The sequence below is a fragment of the Micromonospora sp. CPCC 205561 genome (genome assembly GCF_036906775.1).
Taxonomy (GTDB): Bacteria; Actinomycetota; Actinomycetes; order Mycobacteriales; family Micromonosporaceae; genus Micromonospora.
In genome coordinates this window covers 69,395-92,937 of record NZ_JBAKHV010000013.1, presented here as the reverse complement: position 1 = coordinate 92,937, position 23,543 = coordinate 69,395, and the positions used below count along the sequence as shown (strand labels likewise).

Genomic DNA, 23,543 nt, shown 5'->3' with positions numbered 1-23,543 from the left:
GGCGCCGGGGCCGGAAGGCGACCGGCGCCGTTCGTCCCTGGCCCCGCACACTGTCGGCGGAGTGGACGAGTCACGACCGCCTGTACCGCCCGCCCCGCGGGCACAGGCGCCACCATAGGAGACGACGTATGGCCAGGCCACGACGACAGGATGCCCAACGCGCCCACCTCATGGCCGCCGCCCAGCGGGCCATCAAGCACCGCGGCCTCGCCAACGTCCGGGTCCGCGACATCGCCGACGCCGCGAACACGTCGCCCGGCACCGTGACCTACTACTGGCGTGACGTCCGCGACCTCTTCCAGGACGTGTACGAACACGCGATCGAGCGCTTCCACCAACGCCGGCAGCAGGCCAGCAACGAACTGCGCGAACCGGTCGCCCGGCTGCTGGCGATGATCGAGTCCGGTCTCCCCACCGACCATGACGACGGCCTCTGCTGCCTCCTGTACGAGTTCTCCCCGCAAGCCCGACTGCGCGCGGGCGACGCGCACCTGAGGCGGACCCTCTTCGACCAGCAGGTCGACCTCTACGAACACATCCTCAACGACGGTGCCGCTCGCGGCGTGTTCACCGTCCGGGGGCCCATCCGGCGGGTGGCCTGCAACCTCGTCGCCCTCGAGGACGCCTACGGGTACCACATCGTCACGGGCACCTCGATCGATCGGGCAGGCGCCCTCACCCTGATCATCAACTACGCCGAGACGGCCACCGGCGCGGATCTCACCACGGCGCACGCCGCCCTGTCCGCCGAGGATGCGGAGAAGCCGAAGTCCGACGGCTCCGCCGCCACCGGGTCGCTCACATCGCCGACCCCTCGGGCCTGACCCGCCCCGCCGACCGTCGCGGCCGCGGTGGGGCGGAACCTGGTCGCGGCCTCGTACCCCTCGTGGCCGTGCCTGGTGGTTCAGGTCAGTCTCGGCCGCCGCCTGACCGGATCGAACTGACCGCCCGTAGGTGTGCCAGCCCCTGCGCCCAGGACTCAAGCAGGGTGGTCTCGTGGTAGGAGACGCCGTGTTCGGCGCAGAAGTCGCGGACCAGCGGCTGGGCGAGCCGTAGGTTCGGCCGAGGCATGCTGGGGAAGAGGTGGTGTTCGATCTGGTAGTTCAGCCCACCCAGTACGACGTCGAGGCACTGACCGCCGCGGACGTTGCGGGAGGTGAGGACCTGTCGGCGCAGGTAGTCGAGGTTGTCGGCCGCGGTCAGGCTCGGCATCCCCTTGTGGTTGGGCGCGAACGAGCTGCCGAGGTAGAGGCCGAACAGGCCCTGGTTGATCAGGATGAAGACGATCGCCTGCGGAATGCTCAGGACCAGGAACACGACGGTGAGGTAGCCGGCGAGGTGCAGGGCGAGCAGAGCGATCTCGACGGGCCGGTGCCTGACTCTGCCGCGACCGACCAGCGCCCGGACGCTGTTGAGGTGCAGATGCAGGCCCTCCAACAGCAGCAGGGGAAAGAACAGCGCCGCTTGGTGCCGGACGAACAGCGCCCGGGGGCCTCGGTGCGCCGCGGCTTGGCCCGGGGTGAAGGACAGGGGTGGCACCACGACATCCGGGTCGTGGCCCTCGGTGTTCGGATGAGCGTGGTGACGGTTGTGCTTGTCGACCCACCAGCCGTAACTGATCCCGGTCAGCAGGTTGCCGCACAGCACACCGACCACGTCGTTCGGCCGGCGGGAGCGGAAGATCTGCCGATGTCCGGCGTCGTGACCGAGGAACGCCAGCTGCGCGAGGAGCACCGCGGCGGCGACGGCGGTCGCCATCTGCCACCATGACGGCCCGAGACGGACGAACACCGTGCCGACCGCGGCGAGGCCCGCGAGCAGCAGTGCCCCGCGCACCGCGTAACGCCCGGGGCGTCGGTCGAGCAGGCCGGCGGCCCGGACCAGGCGGGACAGGTCCGCGTACTCGCTTCCCCGGTCACTGCGTGCGCCAAGATTCGTATCGCTCATCCTAGCCACTCCCGAACTCACGCGGTGGCTCTGCTGTCAGCCGTCAGCGGGCAGACGTAGGGAGTCTCGGCGCCCTGCCGCAGAGGTCGCTTCAGCGAACCGCACTGGTCCCAGTCTTACGTACCGCCGCCCATCCGTTCGCAGGAATCGACAGGGTCTGCGGGGCCAGGTCGGCAAGGCCGCCACCCGAGGTCCGCCGTGGCGGCTCCGGTGCGGTCGTCAGGGTGGTGCCGAGCGGGGCCGGCGTACCGGGGACCAGGCGCAGCGGGGTGGGGAGCCGACCCGGCGCCCCCGCGTGCGGAGTACGCCAGCCACGGACGGAAAGGATCACCGCCGGGCCGACCGGACCGGGGCCGGCCCGCGGCCGCCGGTGAGCACCGTCGTGCCGGTCGCCGGCGAGGAGGGCAGCACGATCGGCGAGGCCGGCGTCGCCATCGCGGCCACGACGGTGGTCGGGTCCGGAGCCGCTCTCCGCCTCTGACGGCGGTGGTGGCGAGGTGGCGGCGAGCACGGAACGTGGGTCGTGCCCACCCGACGTTGTACGGTTCCGACGGAACTGGTCGCAGTGGACTCCCGGGGACGAGGATGGAACCGATGGTCAGCGTCACCACGCTCCAGCCAGCCGACCGAGCCGACTGGGAGGAGTTGTTCAGCGGTTACAACGCCTTCTACGGCCGTACCTGGCCCGCGGACCGCTACGAACGGGCCTGGCGGGAGTTCCAGCGCGCGGAGACGATGCGTGCGCTGGGGGCGCGGTGGGACGGTCGGCTGGTCGGCATCGCCCACTTCCTGGTCCACGCCAGCACGACGTCGCCCGATGTCTGCCTGTTGCAGGACCTGTTCACGGCCCCCGCGGCGCGCGGCAGGGGTGTCGCCCGCGCCCTGATCGGGGCCGTCGTGGCGTGGGCGGACGAGCGGGGCTGTGACCGGCTGTACTGGCACACGAGGGAGGACAACCACACGGCCCGGCGGCTCTACGACCAGGTCGCGGAGAACCGCGGCTTCATCCAGTACGTGGTTCCCCTCCGGGGCACGTCTGGTGACCGACGCGGTCGCGGCGACGAGATCCTGCCGGGAGGCGACGTCGTGCGGCCCCGGCGGGCAGCGCCGTGAGCGACGAGGCGAGACGCGCTGTGGTGACCGCACTGGTCGAGCTCGCGGGAAGTCCCGACTTCAATGACCGGGCTGACGCGGGCCGTGCTCTGGCGAGTTTCGTGGAGGTGCCCGACGCCCGCAGGACGCTCAGGGATCTCGTGCTCGACGCCGGGGACACCTTCGTCACGCGGGTGACGGCCGAGGCTCTGCTCCGACGTCAGGACACGGCCGGGCTGGCGGTGGTCGCCTCGGCGCTCGCCGCGGCCGACCCCAACCACGCCGACTGGATTCACACCGCGGTGCTCGACGTGTTCATGGTGTTCGGCAGCGAGCGCGACGCCGCCGTGCGGGAGTGCGCGGCGTTGACCCGGAGCCCGGACGGTCACGTCCGCGACGGCGCGACCCGGTTGCTCGGCACGCTTGTCGAGATCGAACCAGTCCTCCTTTAGCGGCGGGACGACTAGGGCGTGTCTGCTTGATCAAGCGGTCGATCAGGAGGTCACCCATTCGGGGACCCACACCTCGTCGTCGACCTGCGGTTGCGAGGCTCGCAGGTAGTCACGCAGGTCGGTCAGCACGGGATTCCGGTGCTCGGCTCGCGCGAGCAGCACGTGCGGGTAGAGCGGTGTCGGCTCGCGCAGCGGGATGCGCCGCAGGCCGTAGCTGTCGGGCCACAGGTACCGGTCGTCGGTGCCGACCAGGGTCGCCAGAGAGGCCGACCCGGCCAGTGCGTCCATCAGGGCTTCGTCGCCGAAGTGAGGGCCGAGCGCGTCGATGCTCAGCCCGAAGTCCTGCGAGAGCGACCGGTAGAACCGCTCCCACTCCGTGCCCGGCCTGACACCAGGGATCCAGATGCGGTGACCGACGAGGTCGGCGGGCCGGACCTGGTCCTTTGCCGCCAAGGGGTGGGCGGGGCCGACCAGGAGCTGCAGAGGAACGTCCAGGAGCCGTTCGGCTCTGATTCCCGCAGGGACCCGGTCCGCCGGCAGGGCCCGGAAGGAGGCGTCGAGGTTTCCTTCGAGCACGGCCCGGGCCGCCTGAGCGGCGTTCTCCTCGCCGAGGGTGACCGCGTCCAGGGCCGTGTCGGGGCGCGAGCGGTAGAAGCGGTAGACAGCCTGGGCCGGGGCGATGCGTCGGTTGAGGACGTCCACGCGCAGGGGCCGGCTGCCGGGGCGCACGGCCTGCTCTGCCTGATCGAGTGCCGCCAGGACCTTCTTGGCGTGCGGGAGGAAGACCTGCCCGTCCAGGCTCAACCGCGATCCGCGGGTGGTGCGCACCAGGAGCGAGACCCCGAGGTTTCTCTCCAGGCCCACGATCCGCTTGGAGACTGCCTGCTGGCTGATGCCGAGCTCGTCGGCCGCGGCCTGGAACTGCCCAGCCTCGGCGACGGCCGCGAAGGTCCGTACCGCTTCGATGTCCACACGATGACCCTATGGGCACAACCAGTAGTTGTGTCCGGGGTGTGTCGGGTTGTTTGATCGGGACCCTGTCGTGCTGCTGGGATCAGGGGCATGTCTATCCGCACAGAGCAGGTCATGTACGTCCGCACGCCCGAGTTCGCGCGCTATGCGGAGCGGATCGCGCAGGTGACTGACGTGACCTCCCGGTTGAACGTCCTGCCGTTCAGCGACACCGAGGCCCGCGCGGAACTACTCTCAGTCGTCTTCGGCGGTCCGTTGCCGGAGTCGGTGACGATCTACCCGCCGTTCTTCACTGAGTACGGTCTGGGCACGAAGTTCGGGAAGAACGTCTTCGTCAACCAGGGCTGCACCTTCATGGACAACGGCGGCATCACCATCGGCGACAACGTCATGATCGCCCCGCGGGTCAGCCTCATCACCGGCGGACACCCGCTGCCGCTGGCTGAGCGCTACGAGTACGTCATGAGCGCCCCGATCGTGATCGAGGACGACGTCTGGATCGGTGCGGCCGCCGTGGTCACCCAGGGCGTCACCATCGGCGCGAGCGCGGTCGTGGCCGCCGGCGCGGTCGTCACCCGTGACGTGCCCGCACGCACGCTGGTCGCGGGCGTGCCCGCCCGGGTGGTCAAGAGCATCGACTGATGTGTCCTGCCCCGGGCCGACCGCTGGGGCGAGCAGCATCCGCCTGCCCTCGGTGCCTCGTCATGTCCGGCTGGGCGACGCCGCCGGGGCCACCAGGGCGGGCGCGCCCCGAGCTTCGACGGCGAGGTCTACAAGAGCCGCAACGTCGTCGCGCGTTCCTTCGCCCTGCTCAAGCAGTGGCGGGGCCTGGCCGCCCGGTTCGACAAGCTCGCGATCGTCTACCGCTCCGCCGTGGTCCTGGCCGCGGTGCCGGCATGGGTCCGCAACTAGCAGACAGACCCCAGGGATCTCCCGTGACCCGGTTCGATCCGCGTCGGGACGGCGTGGGCCCCCCGCAGCCGGGCGGTCAGCGGCCGAAGGTCAGGTACAACCCCAGGCCGAAGTTCACCACCAGGACGATCGCGCCGATGACGGCGAACGCGCGCTGCCACGCCGTCCAACGGACCGTCTTCTGCACCTCCACGTTGGCGGCCTCCTCCGCCCGGACCTCGGCGATCCTCTCCTTCTCGGTCACGTCCCGGTGATCCGAGGTCTCGTTGGCGCTGGCCAGCGTGACGTGCGCGCGGAGTTCCTCAGCGAGAGCCCGCAGGGCCACGGTCATCGAGTCGATCGAGCCGTAGATCTGCCGCAGCTGCTCGTCGTGGCCCTGCAAGCGCTGCTCGATCCGTCCCGCGCCGAGCCCTCGGTTGTAGGCCGCCGTGTTCTCGGCGTTCTCCGGGCTCGTCACGACGGTCTCGCCGTACGCGCCGCCCCGGCGACGACCCCGCACACCGGTGCGACCCCCGTGGCGGCCGGCTGAAAGGGCCGATGAGGGGACGCGGTGCGCTTGGGCCGCATGAAGGTATACCTCCTACTGACCACCGCGGCGCCGGGCGGACCTCGGTCCTCGGCTGTGATCGGCGGGCGTCATCGAACCATGATCGTGGAACTCGCTGCCTCGGCCTCGACGCGTCGCCGTTGACATACCGCCACTGGTCGGGTCGATGCACCAAGTCGTACCACTCCCAGGCGGGCAAATCCACTGCTCGAATCTGACAAACCGCAGGTCAGCACCGTGGGTCGGGCGGCGAACAGATTCCCGGCCGCCTCCGGCACCGACGTCTTCCGGACGCGGGCGCCGCCCCTCGTGTCGCCGGTGCGCCGTTCGGGGTAACGCCGCACCGCCGCTCGCCGCCAAGGAAGAGGGCGCGTGCGAGCGTCCCCGGCAGGGACGGAACATACCCGGCGCCACCAACCCCGCAGGTGGTGGTTCCGTCCCTGCCGTCGTACCCGGCGGTCCCGCAGCGGGGCGCGGGACGTTGGCCAACATGGTGACGAACGGTGGGCCCGCGGTGACGGTGGGGTCGGTGGCGGGCCGTGGTGATGACGCCGCCCGGTGGGAGACCTGGTCGGGGCGCCGGGCGTCCCGAGTGGATCGACTCGCGGTGCCGTCCCACCGGGAGCCGGACCAGACGCCGGTGAGTCAGGCGCGGAACGGGCCGCGCACCTCGTAGGTGATCCCCCCGGAGGAGGAGCCGGACGTGCCGCGCTGCGACGAGAAGTAGAACCGGCTGCCGTCGGGCGAGAACGCCGGCCCGCAGATCTCCGACGAGGACTGACCCGTGATCCGCAGGAACGGGGCCACCACTCCCGCCGGCGTGATCACGTTGATCTCCATGTTGCCGCCGTCCTCGGCGACGTAGAGGTCGCCCGAGCGGGTACCGGTGATGTTGTCCACGCCGGTCAGCGGCGCCGTCCCGCTGACCAGGGAGTCGTCGTACGCCAGGTCGATGCGCTGGTTGACCGCGTCGTAGGCCCAGACCCGGTTGTCGCCCTTGGTGGTGAACCAGCAGGTGCCGTCGGCGTACCAGCAGCCCTCGCCGCCGTTGAACCTCTTCGCCCCGGAGACCTGGTCGCGGGTCAGCGTGGGGGAGCCGTCCGGGTCTGGCACCCGCGCCCAGCTCACCGGTCCGCTGGTGGCCGTGCCGGCGACCAGCACCTCCAGGGTGCCGGCGGAGAGGTCGCCCCAGACGGTCGGCCGGAACCGGTAGAAGCAGCCGGTGCTCTCGTCCTCGGTGAGGTAGATGACCCGGCGGGCCGGGTCGCAGGCGGCGGCCTCGTGCTTGAACCGGCCCATCGCGGCCCGTTGCACCCCGGCCCGCCCGCCCTGCGGGTACGTCTCGTAGACGTATCCCCGGCTGACCTCCTCGGCGGAGAGCCAGGTCCCCCACGGGGTCGCGCCACCCGCGCAGTTGACGTTGGTGTTCGACAGGATGCGGTACGCCGAGGCGACACTGCCGTCGGCGTTGAAGCGCACCGCGGACGCCCCACCGGTGGCCAGGATCTCCGAGTTCGAGACGTAGATCCATCCGGTGCCGGCGACGAAGCACGCGCCGCCGTCGGGCGCGTCGTGCCAGGTGTACGACGTCCCGGGCACCCTCTGTCGCGAGCGGGCGATCACCCGGCTGGTGAAGCCGGCGGGCAGTTGGATGCCGTTGGCGTCGGCCGCGCCGAGCGGCCCGTACGGGCTGGCGCCGGGCTGAGCGGGGGCGGCCAGGGCGGCGCCGGCCCAGAGGCTGCCGGAGAAGGCGGCGGCACCGCCGAGGACGGTGGCGCGCAGGACGGTACGACGATCCATCGAAACCTCCGAAATCGCAACGGTTCGTGCCGATGAAACTACCGCCCGAGCGCATCGACGAAGGTGAACGCGGAGCAAGTCTTTCCCGACGAGCGGGTGGAGCTTCGGCCTGGTTCCGGTGTCGGCCGGGTCGGTCGTACGCTGGCCGCCCGGCAGATCGACCAATGTCGCTGAGCTGGTTGAGGTCGACGGCCGGTTGGGTAGGTCCGTGGCATGCGAGCGTTCATGTTCGGGTTGGTGGCCTCCAGCGCCCTGGTGTTCGGCGCCATCGCCGGTGTGCGGTTGCGGCTGCCCAAGAGGTGGCTGGCGGTGCTGCTCGCGTTCGCCTCCGGCGCGTTGATCACCGCGCTGGCCTTCGAGCTGTTCGAGGATGCCTACGAACAGGGCGGCATGTGGCGTGCGGCGCTGGGTCTGGTGGTGGGCGCGACCGTCTTCACGGTGCTCAGCGCCGGGTTGGACCGGGTGGCGAGGGGCGACCGGGGGGAGTCCCACGGCAGTGAGAAGCTCGACCCGGACGCCGCCGCCGGGGACCGGGCCGCGTCGACCGCCTCCACCACCGGGGCGGCGGGGCTGGCGCTGCTGGCGGCGGTCACCCTCGACGGCGTACCGGAGAACGTCGCGCTCGGTGTCTCCCTCGGCGAGGGTACGGGTGGGCTGGCCCTGCTGGCGGCGATCTTCGTGTCGAACTTTCCGGAGGCGCTGGTGGGCAGCGCGTCGATGCGCGCGCAGGGTCGGTCGCGGCGGTTCGTGTTGGGCACGTGGGGCGGCTGCGCCGCGATTCTCGTCCTGGCGGTGGTCGTGGGCGCCGGGCCGCTGTCGAGCGCCGCGCCGGAGACCATCTCCCTGCCGCTGGCGTTCGCCGCGGGCGCGGTGCTGGCGTCGCTGGCGGACACCCTGATGCCCGAGGCGTACGAGAAGGGCGGCCCGCTGGTCGCGCTGAGCACCACCGCCGGCTTCGTGCTCTCCTTCATCCTCGCCACGCTCTGACCGCGCCCCGGAGGACGCCAGCACGCAGAGCCTGGCGCAGGAGGAGGGCCGCGGGGCGGTCCACGAGGCTGCCGTGGGGTGCTCGCCGGTGCCCTGTCCGCCGCCGCCATCACGCGTGACAGCGGGCGGCTGCGCGCCGGTATCGACTCGGCTCGACATCCGCTAACCATGCGGTTAGTGTTCACACCGAGCGGTAAGTGGATCGTCGCCCTCGTCGATCGTCCGACGCGCCTGCTCGGAAGGAGCAGCACGATGACCGAGACCGGCAGTGCCGGCACCGAGGCGTCGGTGCGGCCGGACGACCTCGGCCGGTCCTCCGCCGGCCCGCGGCGACTCCGGTGGTGGCGCCACCCCCGCGGCTGGCTGCGAGTCCTCGCCCTCGCCCTGGTGCTGGTCCTCGTCGGCTGGCTGGCGCTGCGTGACACCACTCCCGTCGGGTACTTCACCTCGGCCGAGGGCCGGGACAGGTTCGCCGCCGCGTACGACCGGGCGCTGGCCGAGCTGCCGCCGCCCTCGGCCATCCTGGACCTGCGCACCACGTACGGCGTGGTGCGGCTCTACCGGTTCGACGGCGCCAACCCCGGGCAGGCCCCGCTCGTACTCGTTCCGGGTCGGGCCTCGGCCTCGCCGCTGTGGGCCGACAACCTCGACGAAATGCTGCGGCTGCGTACGGTGTACACGATGGACCTGCTCGGCGAGCCGGGCATGAGCGTGCAGGCCCGCCCGATCGAGGACCACGCGGATCAGGCGGAGTGGTTCCACCAGGTGCTGCGGCAGCTGCCGGAGCCGCGGGTGCACCTCGTCGGACACTCGATCGGTGGCTGGACCGCGGCGAACGTGGTGATCCGCCAGCCTGAGAAGATCGCCGGTGTGGTGCTCATCGATCCGGCGGTGACGTTCGCCGATCTGCCGCTCGAGACGATCGTGCGATCGATCCCCGCGTCGGTGCGGTGGACGCCGGAGTCGTGGCGCGACAGCTTCAACAGCTGGACGGCCGGTGGCGCGCCGGTCGAGGACGACCCGGTCGCCCAGATGATCGAGTCGGGCATGCGGCACTACTCGCTCGACCTGCCCGCCCCCACCCGGTTCACCGACGAGCAGCTGCGCGGCCTCGACCGGCCGGTGCTGGTGATCCTCGCCGAGGCGTCGGTCATGCACGACGCCCGGCAGGCCCGGCGTACGGCCGAGGCGACGCTCACCCGGGCCACCGTACGCTTCTACGAGGGCGCCACCCACGCCGTCAACGGCGAGCAGCCCGAGCGGATCGCCGCGGACGTGGCGGCTTTCCTGGCGACGGCGCCGTGACCGCCGGCCGCCCGGCCGCCGCGCGGCCGCCCACCTTCACCGAGCAGGCCCGCCGCGCCCAACTGATCAGGGTGACCATCCAGCTGATCGCCGCGCACGGGTACGCGGGCTGCTCGCTGCAACGCATCGCCGAGTCGGCCGGCATCACCAAGGCGGCGGTCATCTACCACTTCGCCAGCAAGCGGGCGGTGATCCGCGCCGCCTACGACACCGTCATCGCCCGCCTGGCCGAGCACGTCGGGGCGCTGATCGCGCAGGCGGAGACGCCGGCGGGGCAGGTGGACGCCTATGTGCGCGGGCTGATCGGGTACATGGCGGCCCACCCCGACCACGTGCGGGTCATCGTCGAGGCGCTCGACGACGACCACGACACCGGCATCGCCGACAGGCCCGGCTCGCCGGAGCGGTGGCGCGCCCTGGCGGACCTGGTCGAGGCCGCCAAGACGGCCGGGGCGTACCGGGCGAAACTCGACTCACGCACCACGGCGATCATGATCGGCGGCGCGATCGACGCGGTGGTCGCGGAGTCCCTCACCGACCGCTCCTACGACCTGCGCGCCGCGGCGGACGCCGTCATCGGCATGCTGCACGGCACGGCACTGCGATCGGCATGACCGCAGCTGAGGGCAGTGGCATTCATTAACGACGTCGTCGAACAGGAATGGCCTCTCGACTTCTGTTTCGGGCGTCGAACCCGGCCAACCGTAGACCCCACCGCTGACATTCCCGTCGCTCGAGCCGACAACTCTCCGGCGGGGAGGCACCTTGCGGGTTGACCGCCTGGGATAGCGTGTCGTCGTTCTATCTGGGGCGCACCCCAGAGTCCTACGGGGAGAGAAGCTGTCACGTGTCAATTTGGAAGAGGACCACTGTTATCGCGGTCTCCGCGCTCACGGCAGTCGCGCTGACCGCCTGCGGTGCGAAGTCCGGCCTGGACGCGCCGGAGCAGCCCACGGTGCTGGAACTGCTGGCCAGTGATCTCAGGGGTTCGTTGCAGAAGACGGTCGAAGCCACCGACAAGAGCGACTCGGTGACCGTGACGCTGCAGGGCACGACGGGCGGCGAGAAGGTCTCGGTGCAGGGCGTGGTGGATCTGGGTGACCCGGTCAAGGTCGAGATGACGACGGCGGGTGTGGACGGCACCCCGACCACCGTCCGGATGATCGGCGCCGTGGCCTACGTGCAGATCCCGGCAGCGGACCGTGCCAGCAGCGGCGGGAAGTCCTGGATGAAACTGGACCTGACCGGGGCCGGCGAGCAGATGGGGATGAACTTCACCAAGCAGCTGGAGGACGTCGACCCCACCAAGCAGGTCAAGACGCTGCTCGCCACCGAGGGCGTCACGGTCGTCGGCGAGGAGACGGTCAACGGGGCGCGCACGGTCCATTACACCGTCACTGCTCCTGTGGCCACCTACCTGGGGCAGCTCGATGCCAAGCTGCGCTCGGCCGTCGAGCAGCAGTACGCCAAGCAGGGCGTCAAGGAGCTCAAGCTCGACCTCTGGGTCGACGAGCAGTACCGGCCGCGCCGGGCGGGCATGGACATGGGCAAGATGGGTGACATGACGATCGACTACACGGACTACGGAAAGCCCGTGCACATCGAGACGCCGTCTCCTGCGGAGACCACCGACCTCGCCGAGATGCTCAAGGGGCTGAAGGACCTTCGCACCGGCAACTGAACAGAGCCCGGAATGCTGCCCGACCGGTGATCTTCCGGCCGGGCAGCGTCGGCTCAACGACCCGCAGTTCGCTCCCCGCCGCATGTCGCATTGATTCGAGTCATTTCGCCGGCGGTCCTGGCGGCGGTGGTCGACGCCATGGCCGGCGTGGAGGCGCTGCGGTGGCTGCCGGGCCGGCCCTGGAGGGCCGCGACGGGGTGCGGCGCTCCGGCGGGGGTCACGCCACGGTGTGCTGACCCGCCTTGACGACCTGGTCGTACTCGCTGCGCCGGGCGTCGTAGGCGGCCTCCAGGAACGCCTCCGAGTCCGGTCCCACCGGCAGCCGCAGCGGCGGCGACTCCAGCTGGCTGAGCCGCCAGACCACGTCCGCGAAGAGTTCGGGGGAGTTCACCTCGATCTTGGTGTTCATGGTGCGCAGCGCGCCGAGCAGGCCGTCGCTGACCGGCGTGTAGTCCGGGATCCGATGCTCAGGCATGACCAGGTTGGCGCCGTAACCGGTGGCGAAGCCGCCCGGCTGCAGAATGGTGACCCGCACCCCGAGGTGTCCGGCCTCGGCGGCCAGCGACTCCGCCGCTCCCTCCACCGCGAACTTGCTCGCGGTGTAGGCCGCCAGTCCGGGGAACGGCACCGTGCCGGCGACCGAGCTGACGAAGACCGCGTGCCCACGGCGCTGTGCCCGCCACACCGGCAGCACGGCGCGGGTGAGTCGCCACGGCCCGAACACGTTGGTGTCGAACTGTGCGGCGAGTTCCGCGTCGGAGACCTCCTCGAAGGTGCCGAACTGGCCGTAGGCGGCATTGTTGACCAGAACGTCGACACCGCCGAAGGCGTCCACCGCCCGCTCCACCGCCTCCGCGCACTGCGCCGGGTCCCGGACGTCCAGGGCGGCGGCCACCACGTTGCCCGGGTGGTCGGCCACCAGCCCGTCGAGCGTCTCCGGTCGTCGGGCCGTCGCCAGCACCTGCTCCCCCTCGGCGGCGAGCCGGGCCGCGAGAGCCCGACCGAGCCCGCTGGAGCACCCTGTGATCAACCAACGCTTCGCCATCGCTCTCGACCTGCCCGATCCGGTGGGTTACCTGTCGGAAGCAGAGTGTCAGGGTCGTGGTCGCGAATGAAGAGGCTTGGCTGTCGCCAACCGGATTCGTCGGATACCCGCGGAGGCCCAGCCCTCCAGGCCGGCGGCGGTGCGCGCGGCGGGGCACCGCACCGGGCCTGGCCGGTCGTCGGTCACTCGGCCGCGATCAGCACGTCGACAGCCTCGGCGACCGACGTGACGGTGGCATCGGGTGCGAGCCGCGAAAGGAGTTCCGGTTCGTTCGTGGCGTGCTGGCGGACGGGACGGGGGTCGCGGATCCAGATCGTCCGTAGGCCGGCACGGACACCACCTGCGATGTCCAGGGTGAGGCTGTCGCCGACCATCCAACCGCCGCCGCCGGTGACGCCGCAGCGGTGGGCCGCGAGCTGGAAGATCAGTGGATCGGGCTTGCGGATGCCGACGTCGTGGGAGATGCACCAGGCGTCGACGTGCCGGTCCAGGCCGGTGTTGCGGATCTTCCCGAGCTGGTCGTCGGTCATGCCGTTGGTGACGATCCCGATCTTCCAGTTCCGGCGGCGCAGCCTGGCCAGCCCCGCGAGGTCCTCGGCGGAGCACGAGACCAACTGTGGCATGCGGTGTCGGTACTGTCGCCACAGCTCGTCAGCGGGAGCGGTCAGGGCGAACCTGTCGCGAACCAGGCCGAAGAACGTGTGCATCCGGCCGTCGTGGCGCGCGTCGGCGGCGATCAGCCAGGTTGCCCACCCGGTGTCGAGGTCATGTGCCGCGGCGAACTCCTGCGCCCAGGCGGCGAATGCCTGATCGCGCTGGACGAGGGTGTTGTCGAGATCGAACAGCGCCAACCTCCGCACCGCCATAGCGTAAGGCGGCGGCAGAGGGCTCGGTCAGGGTGCCCGAGGGGTCGCGTCACCCGCGCAGTTGACGTTGGTGTTCGACAGGATGCGGTACGCCGAGGCGACACTGCCGGCGACGAAGCACGCGCCGCCGTCGGGCGCGTCGTGCCAGGTGTACGACGTCCCGGGCACCGTATGTCGCGAGCGGACGATCACCCGGCTGGTGAAGCCGGCGGGCAGTTGGATGCCGTTGGTGTCGGCCGCGCCGAGCGGCCCGTAGGGGCTGGCACCGGGCGGCACGGCACTGCGGTCGGCATGACCGCAGCGATCAGGGGACGGGCCGGCACCGTTCGTCGTCGACCGCCAAGTGGCGCCGTGGGGCGGGCAGCTCGGCGATACTGCCGGTCAGGGCCGCGGATCCCTGGCCGACCTTTCTCCTGCCCGGAGCGTCGCACCCATCGGCGACAGGGCCTGCCACACCCACCGTGCGGGTGGGCGGACCCGGGTGGTCAGCCCGTGAGCCGGCGATGCCGCCGGCGCGCCTGCTCGACGTCTGGCCCGTCGAATCTGGCGAGATCCGTGACCGCCAGGCCGTACGCGAACCCCAGGCGGTCCGCCGCGTAGCTGCCCGAGCCGAGGGCTTCGATGTAGCCCGCGTACTCCCTGCTGGCGTCGAGAAGAAGTGCCTTGCGGCGGGCGGCGTCGGATTCGATCAGGGCGGCGGCGTGCGCGAGGAACGCGGGGTTCAGCTCCGAGTCTTCCGTCCGGCCCGCGCCAGCGATCCGGCCGGGAAGGGAGTCCACCTCGACGCCGTGTCTGACATGTGCCAGTGCGAGCAGGAAAAGAGCTTCCCCGTGATCTGTGGCCGCGTCGAGGACCGCTGCGAGTGTGCGGCAGGCGCTCGTCACGGCGTCCTCGCCGGGCGGCGGTGTGGCCCGACCTTCCAGAAGCATCTCGGCGAGGATCGTTCCCAGCTGCGGATCCGGGCGACCGAGCATGACCGAGGTCTTCCAGGCCTCGTCGATGAGGTCGGCCGCGTCATCGGGCAACTGCCAGTGCACGTACCGCAGCATCATCGTGTTGAAGTCGCGTCGGATGTCGCTGAGGCGGTCGTCGGTCGTGCAGCTACGCAGTCGTTCGTAGGCGGTGAAGAGGGTGGCGTACAGAAATCGGACGTCGATCGCGTCGCGGCCGGTCAGAGTCTCGCTCCGGCGATGGGAAAGCGCCTGGAAACACCATCGGAAGAGATCCGTGTAGAAGTCCGCCCGGCACCACGGCGCGCCGATGAAGGGTGCGATCTGTCGCACCGCGTCGTCCAGGAAATCGTAATCGTCCTCGTTGAGCAGCCAGGCCCGTAGCCGCCCGATCTTCCAGTGGTAGTAGATGAGCCGGTCGGGCTCCGGAGGGTTGTCGGTGTCGTCCACGGCGTCCAGCAGCGTTTCGTGCAGTTCGACCAGCCACAGGTGGGAGCGGTCCCGTGACTGTCGCGGGACGAGCAGACGTACGATCTCCATCCACGCGGCGAGGGCGCGGTAGTCCCGACCGCATTCGGCCTTGATGGCACCGGCGACGTCGTCGATCGCCTGTAGGCCGCCACGTGCGCCGGAGAACACCGCCCTACGCAGACCCTCTGTCTCCTTCTCGGAGCCCACCGGCGGCAGGTGAGCCACGGCCATGACGATCTGGCGCACCAGTGCGCCGTATCTCGGGGTACGAAAATGTGCGGCGTAGTCGGACAGGCACTGACGGATCAGTCGGCCGTTGCTGCTCCTGGCGGCCTTCTCGAGAACCACCTGAGCGATCACCCGGTGCCGGGCGACATGCTCGTCCTCCTCATCGAGGACCCACGGATCACGCAGCGACCGCAGCTGCCATTCCGCGCGTGGCTGCAACTCCTCGACAATCGCGGTAGGGACTCCGCGGTTCGCCACCGACGCAAGGCAGATCCCCAGGTAGCACATCGCGTCGGGCGAGGGTGGCTGCAACCTTCTCAGCTCGTCGTACAACTTTCCCCACATGTCGGCGCCGTAGACCGCGCGCAGCAGCCGTACGATCATCGGTGACTGCGTGTCGGCGAGAATCTCCGCCTGCTGCTCCGCGTTCGAGCCGAGGAAATGGACGAGATTGGGGTAGCGCGCGGCGATCTGCCGTTCCTCCTCTCCCTCGCGGCGCAGCTCGTCATGGGCACGACCAAGCAGGGACACCCAGGGCTGGACGGATTCGGGCCCCGGGGGCAGGAGTGTCGCCGGGTGCGCGGTATAGAACGGCAGCCGTTCGCGTGCGCCGTCGTCACCCTCGATGACGACCACGGTGCGCCGGTCGTCCCCACCGACGCCGGCGGCCAGCTCGTCGCCGAGTTGGCCCAGGTCGGCCGAGCTACCGGACGCGTCGATCGGGTAGACGATGACAACGGTGGGCCGCTCGGTGAGGTTCGCGCGGTGGAATTCCGCCGCCAGATTCTCGGCCGTCCGCATGCTGAACGGGGCATTCTGCGTCCACCGGACGAAGTGGTGCGAGCCGACGGAGCGGGCGGCGAGCATGTTGAGGTAGGACGTCTTGCCGTCGCCGCGGTTTCCGCCGAGGAAGACGGTCCTGCCGGGATGGCCCGCCAGCCAGGCGAGCATCCCAGCCGCGTCGTAGGGGACGTCGTCGACGACGACCGTACGCTCCAGGGTGCCGGCCAAGCCGAAGGCGGCCGGCAGCGCACTTCCGTCCAGCAGGGTCCGCCAGTCCGGCTTCCCGCCGGTCGGCCCGATGACGGAATACGGCCGGCGGGGCCTGTCGTCACCGTCCGACGCGTCGTTGTCGTGCGGGACGGCTTGGTCGAGCCCGATGCCAGCCGCCCGCGGCGCTACAGGATCCGTGGTCTTCGCCGGTCGAGGGCTCTTCAGGGCCTCCTCGTAGAGTCGCCGCCAGGCGGCCCTGTCGTACAGATCGACCCGCTGCGGCGCTCGCGGGCGGGCCTTCTCGATGAGCACGGTGAGCACGGCCGCAAGTTGCACCCACCGCTGGGGTACGGCGGGTTCGCTCGGGTGACGCCACTCGCTGAGGCGTCTCGTATTGGCCGGGGAGGAGCCCTGGTAATCCTCTACGGTCACCCCCTGAATCCGCCGGTTCTGGAACAGTTGGCCGGCGAGCTTGGCGACCCGGTCGTTGGTCAGTTCCGCGACGTCGAACAGCTCGTCGAGCCGGTTCCTGAAACGTCGCCGTGGGTGCTCGCCGTCTCCGCCCGTCATCCCGCCATCCTTCCCACCCCGGACCGGATCCGCACCGGACCGCACCGGCACACGCCGTGAACTGCGCCAACGCGAACAGTAGCTGGCTGGCGTTCCTGGGCGCTCCCACCAATGGGGCGCATCCCGTTGCCAACCGGCCGCATCGCGGTCCGATCAGGAGCGTCGTATGTCCACCCGCGCCTTCCTCTTCCTCGTTGCCCTGGCCCTCGCCGTGATCTTCGCACTCATCGCCGCGGCTGGCGCCGCCCTGCTGGCCCACCTCCGCGGCTCGCACCCCGCCGCCTCGGTCGCAGCGGGAGGGGCGGCCTTCGGCGCCACGCTGACCCTGGCGATCGCCCTGGGTGGCCTGGCGTACAGCGTGCTCTACAGCTGACCCAGCCTGCGCGCGGGTGCGGGGCCCGGCCTGTCGGCCGGGCCCCGCACCCGCGCCACGGGGTTGCCGCCGGGCCCGCCCTTACGCTGCTGGGCCGGTCGGGCGCAGGGCCGGCCGGCCTGGAACTGTCCCCCGCCGGGCAGTCGCGATCCTGTGTGACGCCGGTCATAGTTGTGCGTCTCATCGGGCCGGCGGAGGGATCCGCGGTGCGCCCGAATCGCCGCGACCTGCGGCTCCGGCGGGTTTCGCCCCGCCCGCCCGGCCGCCTCCCGCCCGCCGCCCCCGTCGACGGGTCGATGCCGTGTCGGTCACTACTGTTAGCGTGCCCTGCGTCATGAACCGCGGTCGATTCATGACGAAATCTGGCTGATTGCCGTTGCGGAGGGTGTTCCTGATGGGCTGGCTGACAGTGGGGGACTCGTACGAGATCTCCCTTGTGGACGGCAAGGTGGCGGCTCGCTCCGCCGGCCCGCGCGCCACCGGCCGGCCCCTGAAGACCCTGCCGAAGGCGCTGCGCGACGACCCCGAGGTGGAGCGGCTGCGCCAGCTCGCCCAGTGGCTGGATCGGCACGCCGCGCAGTGCCTGGCCCGGGTGGACGCGTGGGTGGTCTCCTCGCTGCCGGTGCCGACCGGGCTGCTGGCCCGGGTCTGGCCGGATCCGACGTGGCAGGACGCGCTGCGCGACCTCGTGGTGCTCGGGGACGACCCGGCCGCGCCGGGCTTCCTGCGCGACGTCACCGACACCGGTGACCTGCGCGTGGTCAACCTCGACGGGGACACCGTCCGGCTCTCGCCGGCCAGCGCCACGCTGCCCCACCCGGTGCGCCTGCCCGACCTGGCCGATCTGCGGGAGTTCGCCGACGAGCTGGACGTCACCCAGCGGGTCGAGCAGCTGCACCGGGGCACCTGGGGCAAGCCCGCGACGCTGCGGGAGCACGACACCGTGCTGGCCGACTTCCGGGGCACCGCGGTGCCCAACCGGCTGGCCGCCCGGGCCGCCACGCTGGGATTCCGGGCCTCCGGCTCCCAGGTGAGGTGCCGGGTCTGGGAGGCCGGTCGCGCCGTCGAGGCCACCCTCTGGTTCGACGAGGACTACTGGGACTCCGAGGCCACCCTGGGCACCCTCTCCTGGTCGGTGGTGGACGGACCGACGCTGCGGTTGGCCGAGGTCGGGCCGGTGGCCTGGTCGGAAGGAATGCGGATGGCGACGGCGCTCTCGGGCGCCATGACCGGAACGGGGAAGCGGGCGTGACCGGGATGACGACCACGTCGGCCGAGGACTCGGCCGAGAGCCTGCTGGCCGCGGGCGCGGTGCTGCCGCCCGACACCGTCGGGGCAGAGGGCCGGGCGGTGCCCCTCACCGCCCGCACGTACCGGCATCCGGCCCTCGACGACCGGGTGGTGGTCCGCCTGGTCGACGCCGCCCTGGGCGAGGGTGAGGACATCGCAGTCGGGTTCCTCGGCCTGACACCGGGCGCCGAGCCGGCCGTCGTCGGGCTGGGCCCGCGCCGCCCGTTGGCCTTCCCGGAGTGGGTGCTGGTGCACCACCCGGCGCACGGCCGGCACGCGCTGGCGGTGGTACCGGAGCTGCAGAAGCTGGCCAAGCAGGTGCGGTCGCGGCCGAAGGCCGCCCTGGACGGGCACCTGGGCGTCGCCGACCGGTTCGCCCGTACGCTGCCGCACTTCCTGCCGACGTTCTTCGAGCAGGCGGCGCGGGTGTTCCTGGCCGCCGGGCAGGACACCTACGCGACGCAGTTGTTCAACAAGGCGCGCAAGGCGGAGGCGCAGCACGGCCTGCCGGTCGACCTGGACCGGTTGGACGAGGTCTACCTGGAGTTCGCGTCGGTCAAGGTGGTCTCCGCGACCGCGCTGGCGGGCTACGCGAAGGAGCTGGCCGCCCAGTTGCCGGCCGACGAGGCGCTGGACCGGTTCTGCCGGCTGGCGCTGCGGGCCGCGGCGGCGGGCGTGGTGCCGTCCACGCAGTCGGCCACCGCGGTGAACCGGCTGGTCCGCACCGCCACCAAGGCCGCCGGCGGGGCCGGCTCCGCCGCCGTCGCCGAGCGCGAGGCGGCCTACCTGAGCGAGCTGCTCCGGCTGCCGGTGGCCGCCGAGGCGCCGGTCGGCTGGTGGAGGGCGCACCTGCCGGCGGTGACGGCGCTCGCGGGCCGGGACCCGGCGATCCGCGGCAGTCTGCTCGACCTCCTGCCGGCCGACGATGGCGACCTGGGCGCCTGGCTGGCCCTGCTGACCGAGACCGGTGCGCTCGGCGGACTGTACGACCCGGACGCGCCGGACCCGGCCCGCCCCCGCGACGGCTCCGCCGGCTGGCTGCGCCGATTCGTGGAGCGGGCCGACTCCGGCGGCCACCGCCGTCGGCTGCCGCAGCTGTACCCGCTCGTCGAGCGGATGGCCGGTCGGCTGCGCGCGGAACTGGCCGGCAGCGGCGAGACCCTCGCCGCCGACGGCGACCTGGACCTGCTCGACCTGCTGCTCGCCCTGGACGTCCCGGTGGCCGCGCCGAAGGAGCGCGCCGTACTGGACCTGGGGAGCTGGGTCAGGGTCGAGGGAGAGCGGGATCTGCTCGCCCTGGCCGGCGACGGCCGCTTCACCGACGCCCTGCGTCGGGGCCTCGACCAGCTCGGCGGCCAGCCACAGGCCCTGCGCCGGCTGGTCGGGACGCCGGGCGTCCGGCCGTTGCTGACCGACTGGCTGCGGGCCCTGGTCCGCGACCGGCTCGCCGCCGGGCTGCCGTACCTGCCGGCGTCGGTGGACTGGCTGGGCAGGCTCCCGGTCGAGGCGCTGCGCCTGGTGGCCGACGACCTCGACGGACCCGACGGCCCCGGTCCGGGCGTGGGACTCGGCCGGGCCCTCGACGTCGACGTGGTCGAGCGCGTCGCCCGCAGCCTGCGCGGCGGGCTGATCGACGAGTTGGGCTGGCCGGCCTGGGAGGCGGCCTGGCAGGAGGTGACCGGCGGCGACCGGCGGGTCGAGGTGACCTGGCAGGAGGCCTGGCCGTACGTGATCCTGGGCGGAGCGACCACGGTGCGCGTGCTCGGCGCCGAGGGCATCGTGCTCCGCCACGACCTGCGCATCCCGGCCGGCGACATGTGGGGCCAGCCCGGCTACCACTACGTCGACGGCCAGCTGCTGGTCTACTGGCGCTCCAAGGCGCTCGACTACGACCTGCGCGGCTACTGGCACTCGTCGCCCGGGGAACCGCAGCCCATCCAGGGCGAGCACCACGGCAGCAAGCCACGCGGGAAGGGGCTCACCCTGCCGCTGCCGGGCGGCGGACGGACCACCGGCGGCGGCGTGCTGCACGCCGGCGACACCGTCGTCCCGGCCGAGCTGCCGGTCATCACCGACGGCACCTCCCACTGGGTCTACCGGCAGGGCGAGGAGGGCGACGGCCACGGCTGGCACGAGTACGACCCAACCGCCGACACCCGCGGCCGGCGCGGCCTGCCCCGCTTCCTGGCCGATCTTCCCGGGCACGGCAGCCGCCTCCACGAGTCGGCCAGCTGGCTGCGGCCGGCCCTCTCCGAGCGGGCCACCCCGGCCGCCGTCCCGGTGGACGGTCTGCTCGGCTGGCGGGTCGTCACGCTGCCGGACGGCACGGTACGCGGCGAGGACCTGGCCGGCCGTACCGTCACGGTGGCCGCGGGACAGGAGCCGGTCGCGGCGCTGGTGCTGCCCGGCGACGACCGGCCGCGAGCCGTGCTCAGGGGCTTCGTCCTGGTGGACCCGGACGGGGTCGTGTCGGCCGCGTCCAGCCGCGACTACAACCCCGACGCGGTCCCGCCGCCGGCACAGTGGTTCATCGGCAACATGCTGCCCCGGGACCCGGCCGGATCCACCGCCCTGCGCCGGACGGAGCGGGAGACCGCCGCCGCGCTGTTCGAAGTCGCCCTCGACGAACGCCGCGCCACCCTCGCCGAGGCGGCCGCGCGGGCCGCGGCCCAGGCGGCGACCGGATCCCGGCTGACGGCGGCCACGCAGGCCGTCACCGGCCTCCCGGCGGCGGTGCCGGCGTCCACGGTCGGCCCACCGGCGGGCACCGCCGGCTCCGGACCGGCCCCCGCCGAGGGCGGTACGGACCCGCTGGTCGAGCTGGTCCGCTCGACGATGCCGGCGATCAGCCACGACGCGGTGCTGGCCGGGGTGGCCGGGGTGCTGCGGCTGGCCGCCCGGGTGCGCACCGACCTGGACGCGGTGACCGCGCGGCTCACCGAGTCGCTGTCGGCCCCCGAGGCGGTGGCGCCGGCGACCGTGGCCGGGCCCACCGACAGGCAGCTCAACCTGGCGTTGGACGGACTGCGCGGCTCGGCCCACGGGGCGGGCGACTCGACCCACGTCTTCAGCCAGTTCCAGGCGTTCGCCGCCCGGCGCTCCGCCGCCGGCGGGATCGGACCCGCCGTACGGCTGCACCTGGACGGGCCGTCGCTGCCGGCCGCCCTGGACTGGTGGTCGCTGCTCGGCGGCGTCGCGGCCGTCGCCTACCGGGCCGTCGCGGGGGTCACCCCTACCGAACACCGGGAGACGCTGCGCGCGCTGCTCGCGGAGCTGGACCGGCTCGACCTGGGCACGGCCGCCGACGCGACGCGCTGGCGCCGGTGCCGGCTGCACCTGCTGGACGACGACCTGAAGAACCCCGACGGCACGCGCCGGTACCCCCGGCCCGGCATCCTGCCGGCGCCGGACGGGGCGTTCGTCGCCGTGCTCGGCTACAGCGGCACGGCCACCGGCTACTTCCTCGACGCGCTGCACCACGACCCGGCCGGCGTGTTCGCCGTGCCCGAGCCGTACACGGTGCACTCCTCGGCGCCGGTCGGCGACGACCGGCCCGCCGGCTGGCTGGCGGGCTTCCTCGCCGAGTGGACCGCGCGCGGGCCGCTGCCCTGGCGGCCGGAGGCGGCCGAGCGGTTCGCCGAGCTGACCGGCGTCACCCCCACCGCCGCGAAGCTGCTGCTGGCCGGCCTCCCGTACGCCGACTCCGCGCACACCGTGCCGGTCGAGCTGCGCAAGGCGCTGGGAATCAGACAGGTCGGCGAGGTCAAGCTGGCCTTCGGGGTGCTGCGCGAGGCCAGGCCAGCGGTGCAACGGGCGGTGGTCTCGGCGTTGTTGCCGGACGACCCGGCCCGACTCTGGACCGACGGCCCGGACGTGGCCGCCGCCGCGGCGGTCTGGAACGCCGCCCTGGGACGCCGGGTGGTGGTGCCCGAGCAGCTGCTCGCCGAGGCCACCCGTGCGGTCCGTACCGGCTGGGCACCCGCGAAGGCGTTGCCGGCACTGCTCGACCCGGCCGGCTCGGTCGAGCTGCGCACCGACCTGGCCTTCGAGATCAAGGGCGACCGGGCGCGGCAGGTCGACGGCCGGGCGGTGGGCTTCACCGCTCAGGTGCTGCGTTCCGCGGTCGCCCTCGCGGCCTGGGTCGCCCACCACACGCCGGCCGGCGACCCGTGCCGGGCCGCGCTGCCGGCCGCGCTGGCCGCGATCCGGGACCGACTGACCAACCCCGGCCTGCTGCTCGACCTCGAACAGTACGTCTCGCTGCCCGCGTTCCGGCAGGTGGCGGGCAGCCCGTCGGAGACCGGACCCGGCTGGGAACGGTACGGCGCCATCGTGCTGGCCACCCACGACGGCCAACCCTCGCCCGCGCTGCGGCCGGACCTGCTCGACGCCGACGGCACCGATGCTTACCTGCCGGCGCTGCGGGGGGACGCGGCCAGGCCGTACGCCACGGAGGTGGCGCTGCGCCTGGTCCGCGACCCAGGGTTCGCGGCGCTGCTCGACGATCCGGGGGAGCCGGGCGACGGCGCGCGGGCGACGGACGGCACCTGGTGGCCGCAGGATCCGACCCGCTCGGTGCCCGACCTGGTCGCCGAGGTGGCCGGGGGACACGGCCTGGGTGCCGACGCGGCGGCGGTGTACCTGATGCTGCTGGCGATGCCGGACCCGACCGACCGCAACACGGCGAGGTGGACCGGCTGGAAGCCGGCCCGGCTGAAGGCGGCCCGCGCCGAACTCGCCGGCACCGCCCTGGTCGTCGGGGCCAGCCGGTCCCGGGCCGGCCGGTCGCTGTTCCTGCCCGGCCGGTGGCTCGAGCGCGGCGGTGCGGCGGCGCCGATCGAGGGTTGGAAGAGCGTCCTGTTCGACCTCGCGCCCGACGGTACGGCCGGGCTCGGCGTGACCGTGCCCCTGGAACCGGTCGCCGACCTCTACCGGCGGGCCTGGCAGCGCCTCCGCGACGGCGACGGGCCCCGGCTCGACGACCTGCCCGGCCGCGGCGGCCACCGCTGACGGCGAAGGGCGGTGTCCGCGACGACGCCGCCGACCCCCGTGCCGAACACCC

The 23,543-nt window shown here is 72.3% G+C and carries 18 protein-coding genes and 1 pseudogene; 11 read left to right on the top strand and 8 right to left on the bottom strand.

Annotation, left to right across the window (positions count from 1 at the left end):
• The first annotated feature begins 128 nt into the window (after positions 1-128).
• Positions 129-824 (top strand): TetR/AcrR family transcriptional regulator, encoded by a 696-nt coding sequence (locus tag V6V16_RS10365; RefSeq protein ID WP_334561670.1) that lies wholly within the window; start codon positions 129-131, stop codon positions 822-824.
• Positions 825-909: 85 nt separating this feature from the next.
• On the opposite strand, the gene V6V16_RS10360 is transcribed toward V6V16_RS10365, so the two are convergent.
• Positions 910-1,947: a fatty acid desaturase family protein gene (locus V6V16_RS10360; RefSeq protein ID WP_334561669.1), complete on the bottom strand. Its 1,038-nt coding sequence runs from the start codon at positions 1,945-1,947 to the stop codon at positions 910-912.
• Between the two features lie 594 nt (positions 1,948-2,541).
• On the opposite strand from V6V16_RS10360, the gene V6V16_RS10355 reads away from it, so the two are divergent.
• Complete coding sequence (locus tag V6V16_RS10355) at positions 2,542-3,060, top strand: GNAT family N-acetyltransferase (protein WP_334561668.1); 519 nt, start codon at positions 2,542-2,544, stop codon at positions 3,058-3,060.
• A gap of 23 nt (positions 3,061-3,083) precedes the next feature.
• Entirely contained in the window at positions 3,084-3,491 is a 408-nt protein-coding gene (locus tag V6V16_RS10350) for a hypothetical protein (RefSeq protein WP_334561667.1), read from the top strand.
• A gap of 42 nt (positions 3,492-3,533) precedes the next feature.
• Here V6V16_RS10350 and V6V16_RS10345 read toward each other — a convergent pair whose 3' ends face one another.
• Entirely contained in the window at positions 3,534-4,463 is a 930-nt protein-coding gene (locus tag V6V16_RS10345; RefSeq protein ID WP_334561666.1) for a LysR family transcriptional regulator, read from the bottom strand.
• 90 nt (positions 4,464-4,553) lie between these two features.
• Here V6V16_RS10345 and V6V16_RS10340 point away from each other — a divergent pair, with 90 nt between their 5' ends.
• A complete protein-coding gene (locus V6V16_RS10340; RefSeq protein WP_334561665.1) occupies positions 4,554-5,105 on the top strand; it encodes a DapH/DapD/GlmU-related protein in 552 nt (183 codons plus the stop codon).
• A 346-nt stretch (positions 5,106-5,451) separates the two neighbouring features.
• On the opposite strand, the gene V6V16_RS10335 is transcribed toward V6V16_RS10340, so the two are convergent.
• Both V6V16_RS10335 and V6V16_RS10330 read right to left on the bottom strand, forming a co-directional pair.
• Complete coding sequence (locus tag V6V16_RS10335) at positions 5,452-5,832, bottom strand: hypothetical protein (RefSeq protein ID WP_334561664.1); 381 nt, start codon at positions 5,830-5,832, stop codon at positions 5,452-5,454.
• Positions 5,833-6,567: 735 nt separating this feature from the next.
• Positions 6,568-7,722: an alkaline phosphatase PhoX gene (locus V6V16_RS10330; RefSeq protein WP_334561663.1), complete on the bottom strand. Its 1,155-nt coding sequence runs from the start codon at positions 7,720-7,722 to the stop codon at positions 6,568-6,570.
• A 213-nt stretch (positions 7,723-7,935) separates the two neighbouring features.
• Here V6V16_RS10330 and V6V16_RS10325 point away from each other — a divergent pair, with 213 nt between their 5' ends.
• The 4 genes from V6V16_RS10325 (at position 7,936) to V6V16_RS10310 (ending at position 11,695) form a co-directional block, all read left to right on the top strand.
• The gene (locus V6V16_RS10325) at positions 7,936-8,709 is read left to right on the top strand and encodes a ZIP family metal transporter (protein ID WP_334561662.1); all 774 of its coding nucleotides are present in this window, start codon (positions 7,936-7,938) and stop codon (positions 8,707-8,709) included.
• Between the two features lie 252 nt (positions 8,710-8,961).
• Positions 8,962-10,014 (top strand): alpha/beta fold hydrolase, encoded by a 1,053-nt coding sequence (locus V6V16_RS10320; RefSeq protein ID WP_334561661.1) that lies wholly within the window; start codon positions 8,962-8,964, stop codon positions 10,012-10,014.
• Positions 10,011-10,628 (top strand): TetR/AcrR family transcriptional regulator, encoded by a 618-nt coding sequence (locus tag V6V16_RS10315; protein WP_334561660.1) that lies wholly within the window; start codon positions 10,011-10,013, stop codon positions 10,626-10,628. Before V6V16_RS10320 ends, V6V16_RS10315 begins: the two co-directional genes overlap by 4 nt.
• 233 nt (positions 10,629-10,861) lie before the next feature.
• Positions 10,862-11,695, top strand: coding sequence for a hypothetical protein (locus V6V16_RS10310; RefSeq protein WP_334561659.1), 834 nt, complete (start codon positions 10,862-10,864; stop codon positions 11,693-11,695).
• A gap of 217 nt (positions 11,696-11,912) precedes the next feature.
• On the opposite strand, the gene V6V16_RS10305 is transcribed toward V6V16_RS10310, so the two are convergent.
• The 4 genes and pseudogenes from V6V16_RS10305 to V6V16_RS10290 all read right to left on the bottom strand — a co-directional run bounded on the left by V6V16_RS10305 (position 11,913) and on the right by V6V16_RS10290 (position 16,818).
• Positions 11,913-12,740, bottom strand: coding sequence for an SDR family oxidoreductase (locus V6V16_RS10305; RefSeq protein WP_334561658.1), 828 nt, complete (start codon positions 12,738-12,740; stop codon positions 11,913-11,915).
• 182 nt (positions 12,741-12,922) lie between these two features.
• Positions 12,923-13,600: an HAD family hydrolase gene (locus tag V6V16_RS10300; protein WP_334561657.1), complete on the bottom strand. Its 678-nt coding sequence runs from the start codon at positions 13,598-13,600 to the stop codon at positions 12,923-12,925.
• Between the two features lie 45 nt (positions 13,601-13,645).
• Positions 13,646-13,876: pseudogene (locus V6V16_RS10295) on the bottom strand (translocation protein TolB); the annotation flags it as partial.
• Between the two features lie 215 nt (positions 13,877-14,091).
• Positions 14,092-16,818 carry a hypothetical protein gene (locus V6V16_RS10290; RefSeq protein ID WP_334561656.1) on the bottom strand — a complete coding sequence of 909 codons (2,727 nt, stop codon included), beginning with the start codon at positions 16,816-16,818 and terminating at the stop codon, positions 14,092-14,094.
• Positions 16,819-16,984: 166 nt separating this feature from the next.
• Between V6V16_RS10290 and V6V16_RS10285 the strand changes: the two genes are divergently transcribed.
• The 3 genes from V6V16_RS10285 to V6V16_RS10275 all read left to right on the top strand — a co-directional run bounded on the left by V6V16_RS10285 (position 16,985) and on the right by V6V16_RS10275 (position 23,491).
• A complete protein-coding gene (locus V6V16_RS10285; RefSeq protein WP_334561655.1) occupies positions 16,985-17,191 on the top strand; it encodes a hypothetical protein in 207 nt (68 codons plus the stop codon).
• A gap of 394 nt (positions 17,192-17,585) precedes the next feature.
• Positions 17,586-18,443: a DUF4132 domain-containing protein gene (locus V6V16_RS10280; protein ID WP_334561654.1), complete on the top strand. Its 858-nt coding sequence runs from the start codon at positions 17,586-17,588 to the stop codon at positions 18,441-18,443.
• Positions 18,440-23,491 carry a hypothetical protein gene (locus tag V6V16_RS10275; RefSeq protein WP_334561653.1) on the top strand — a complete coding sequence of 1,684 codons (5,052 nt, stop codon included), beginning with the start codon at positions 18,440-18,442 and terminating at the stop codon, positions 23,489-23,491. Before V6V16_RS10280 ends, V6V16_RS10275 begins: the two co-directional genes overlap by 4 nt.
• The last annotated feature ends 52 nt before the right edge of the window (positions 23,492-23,543 follow it).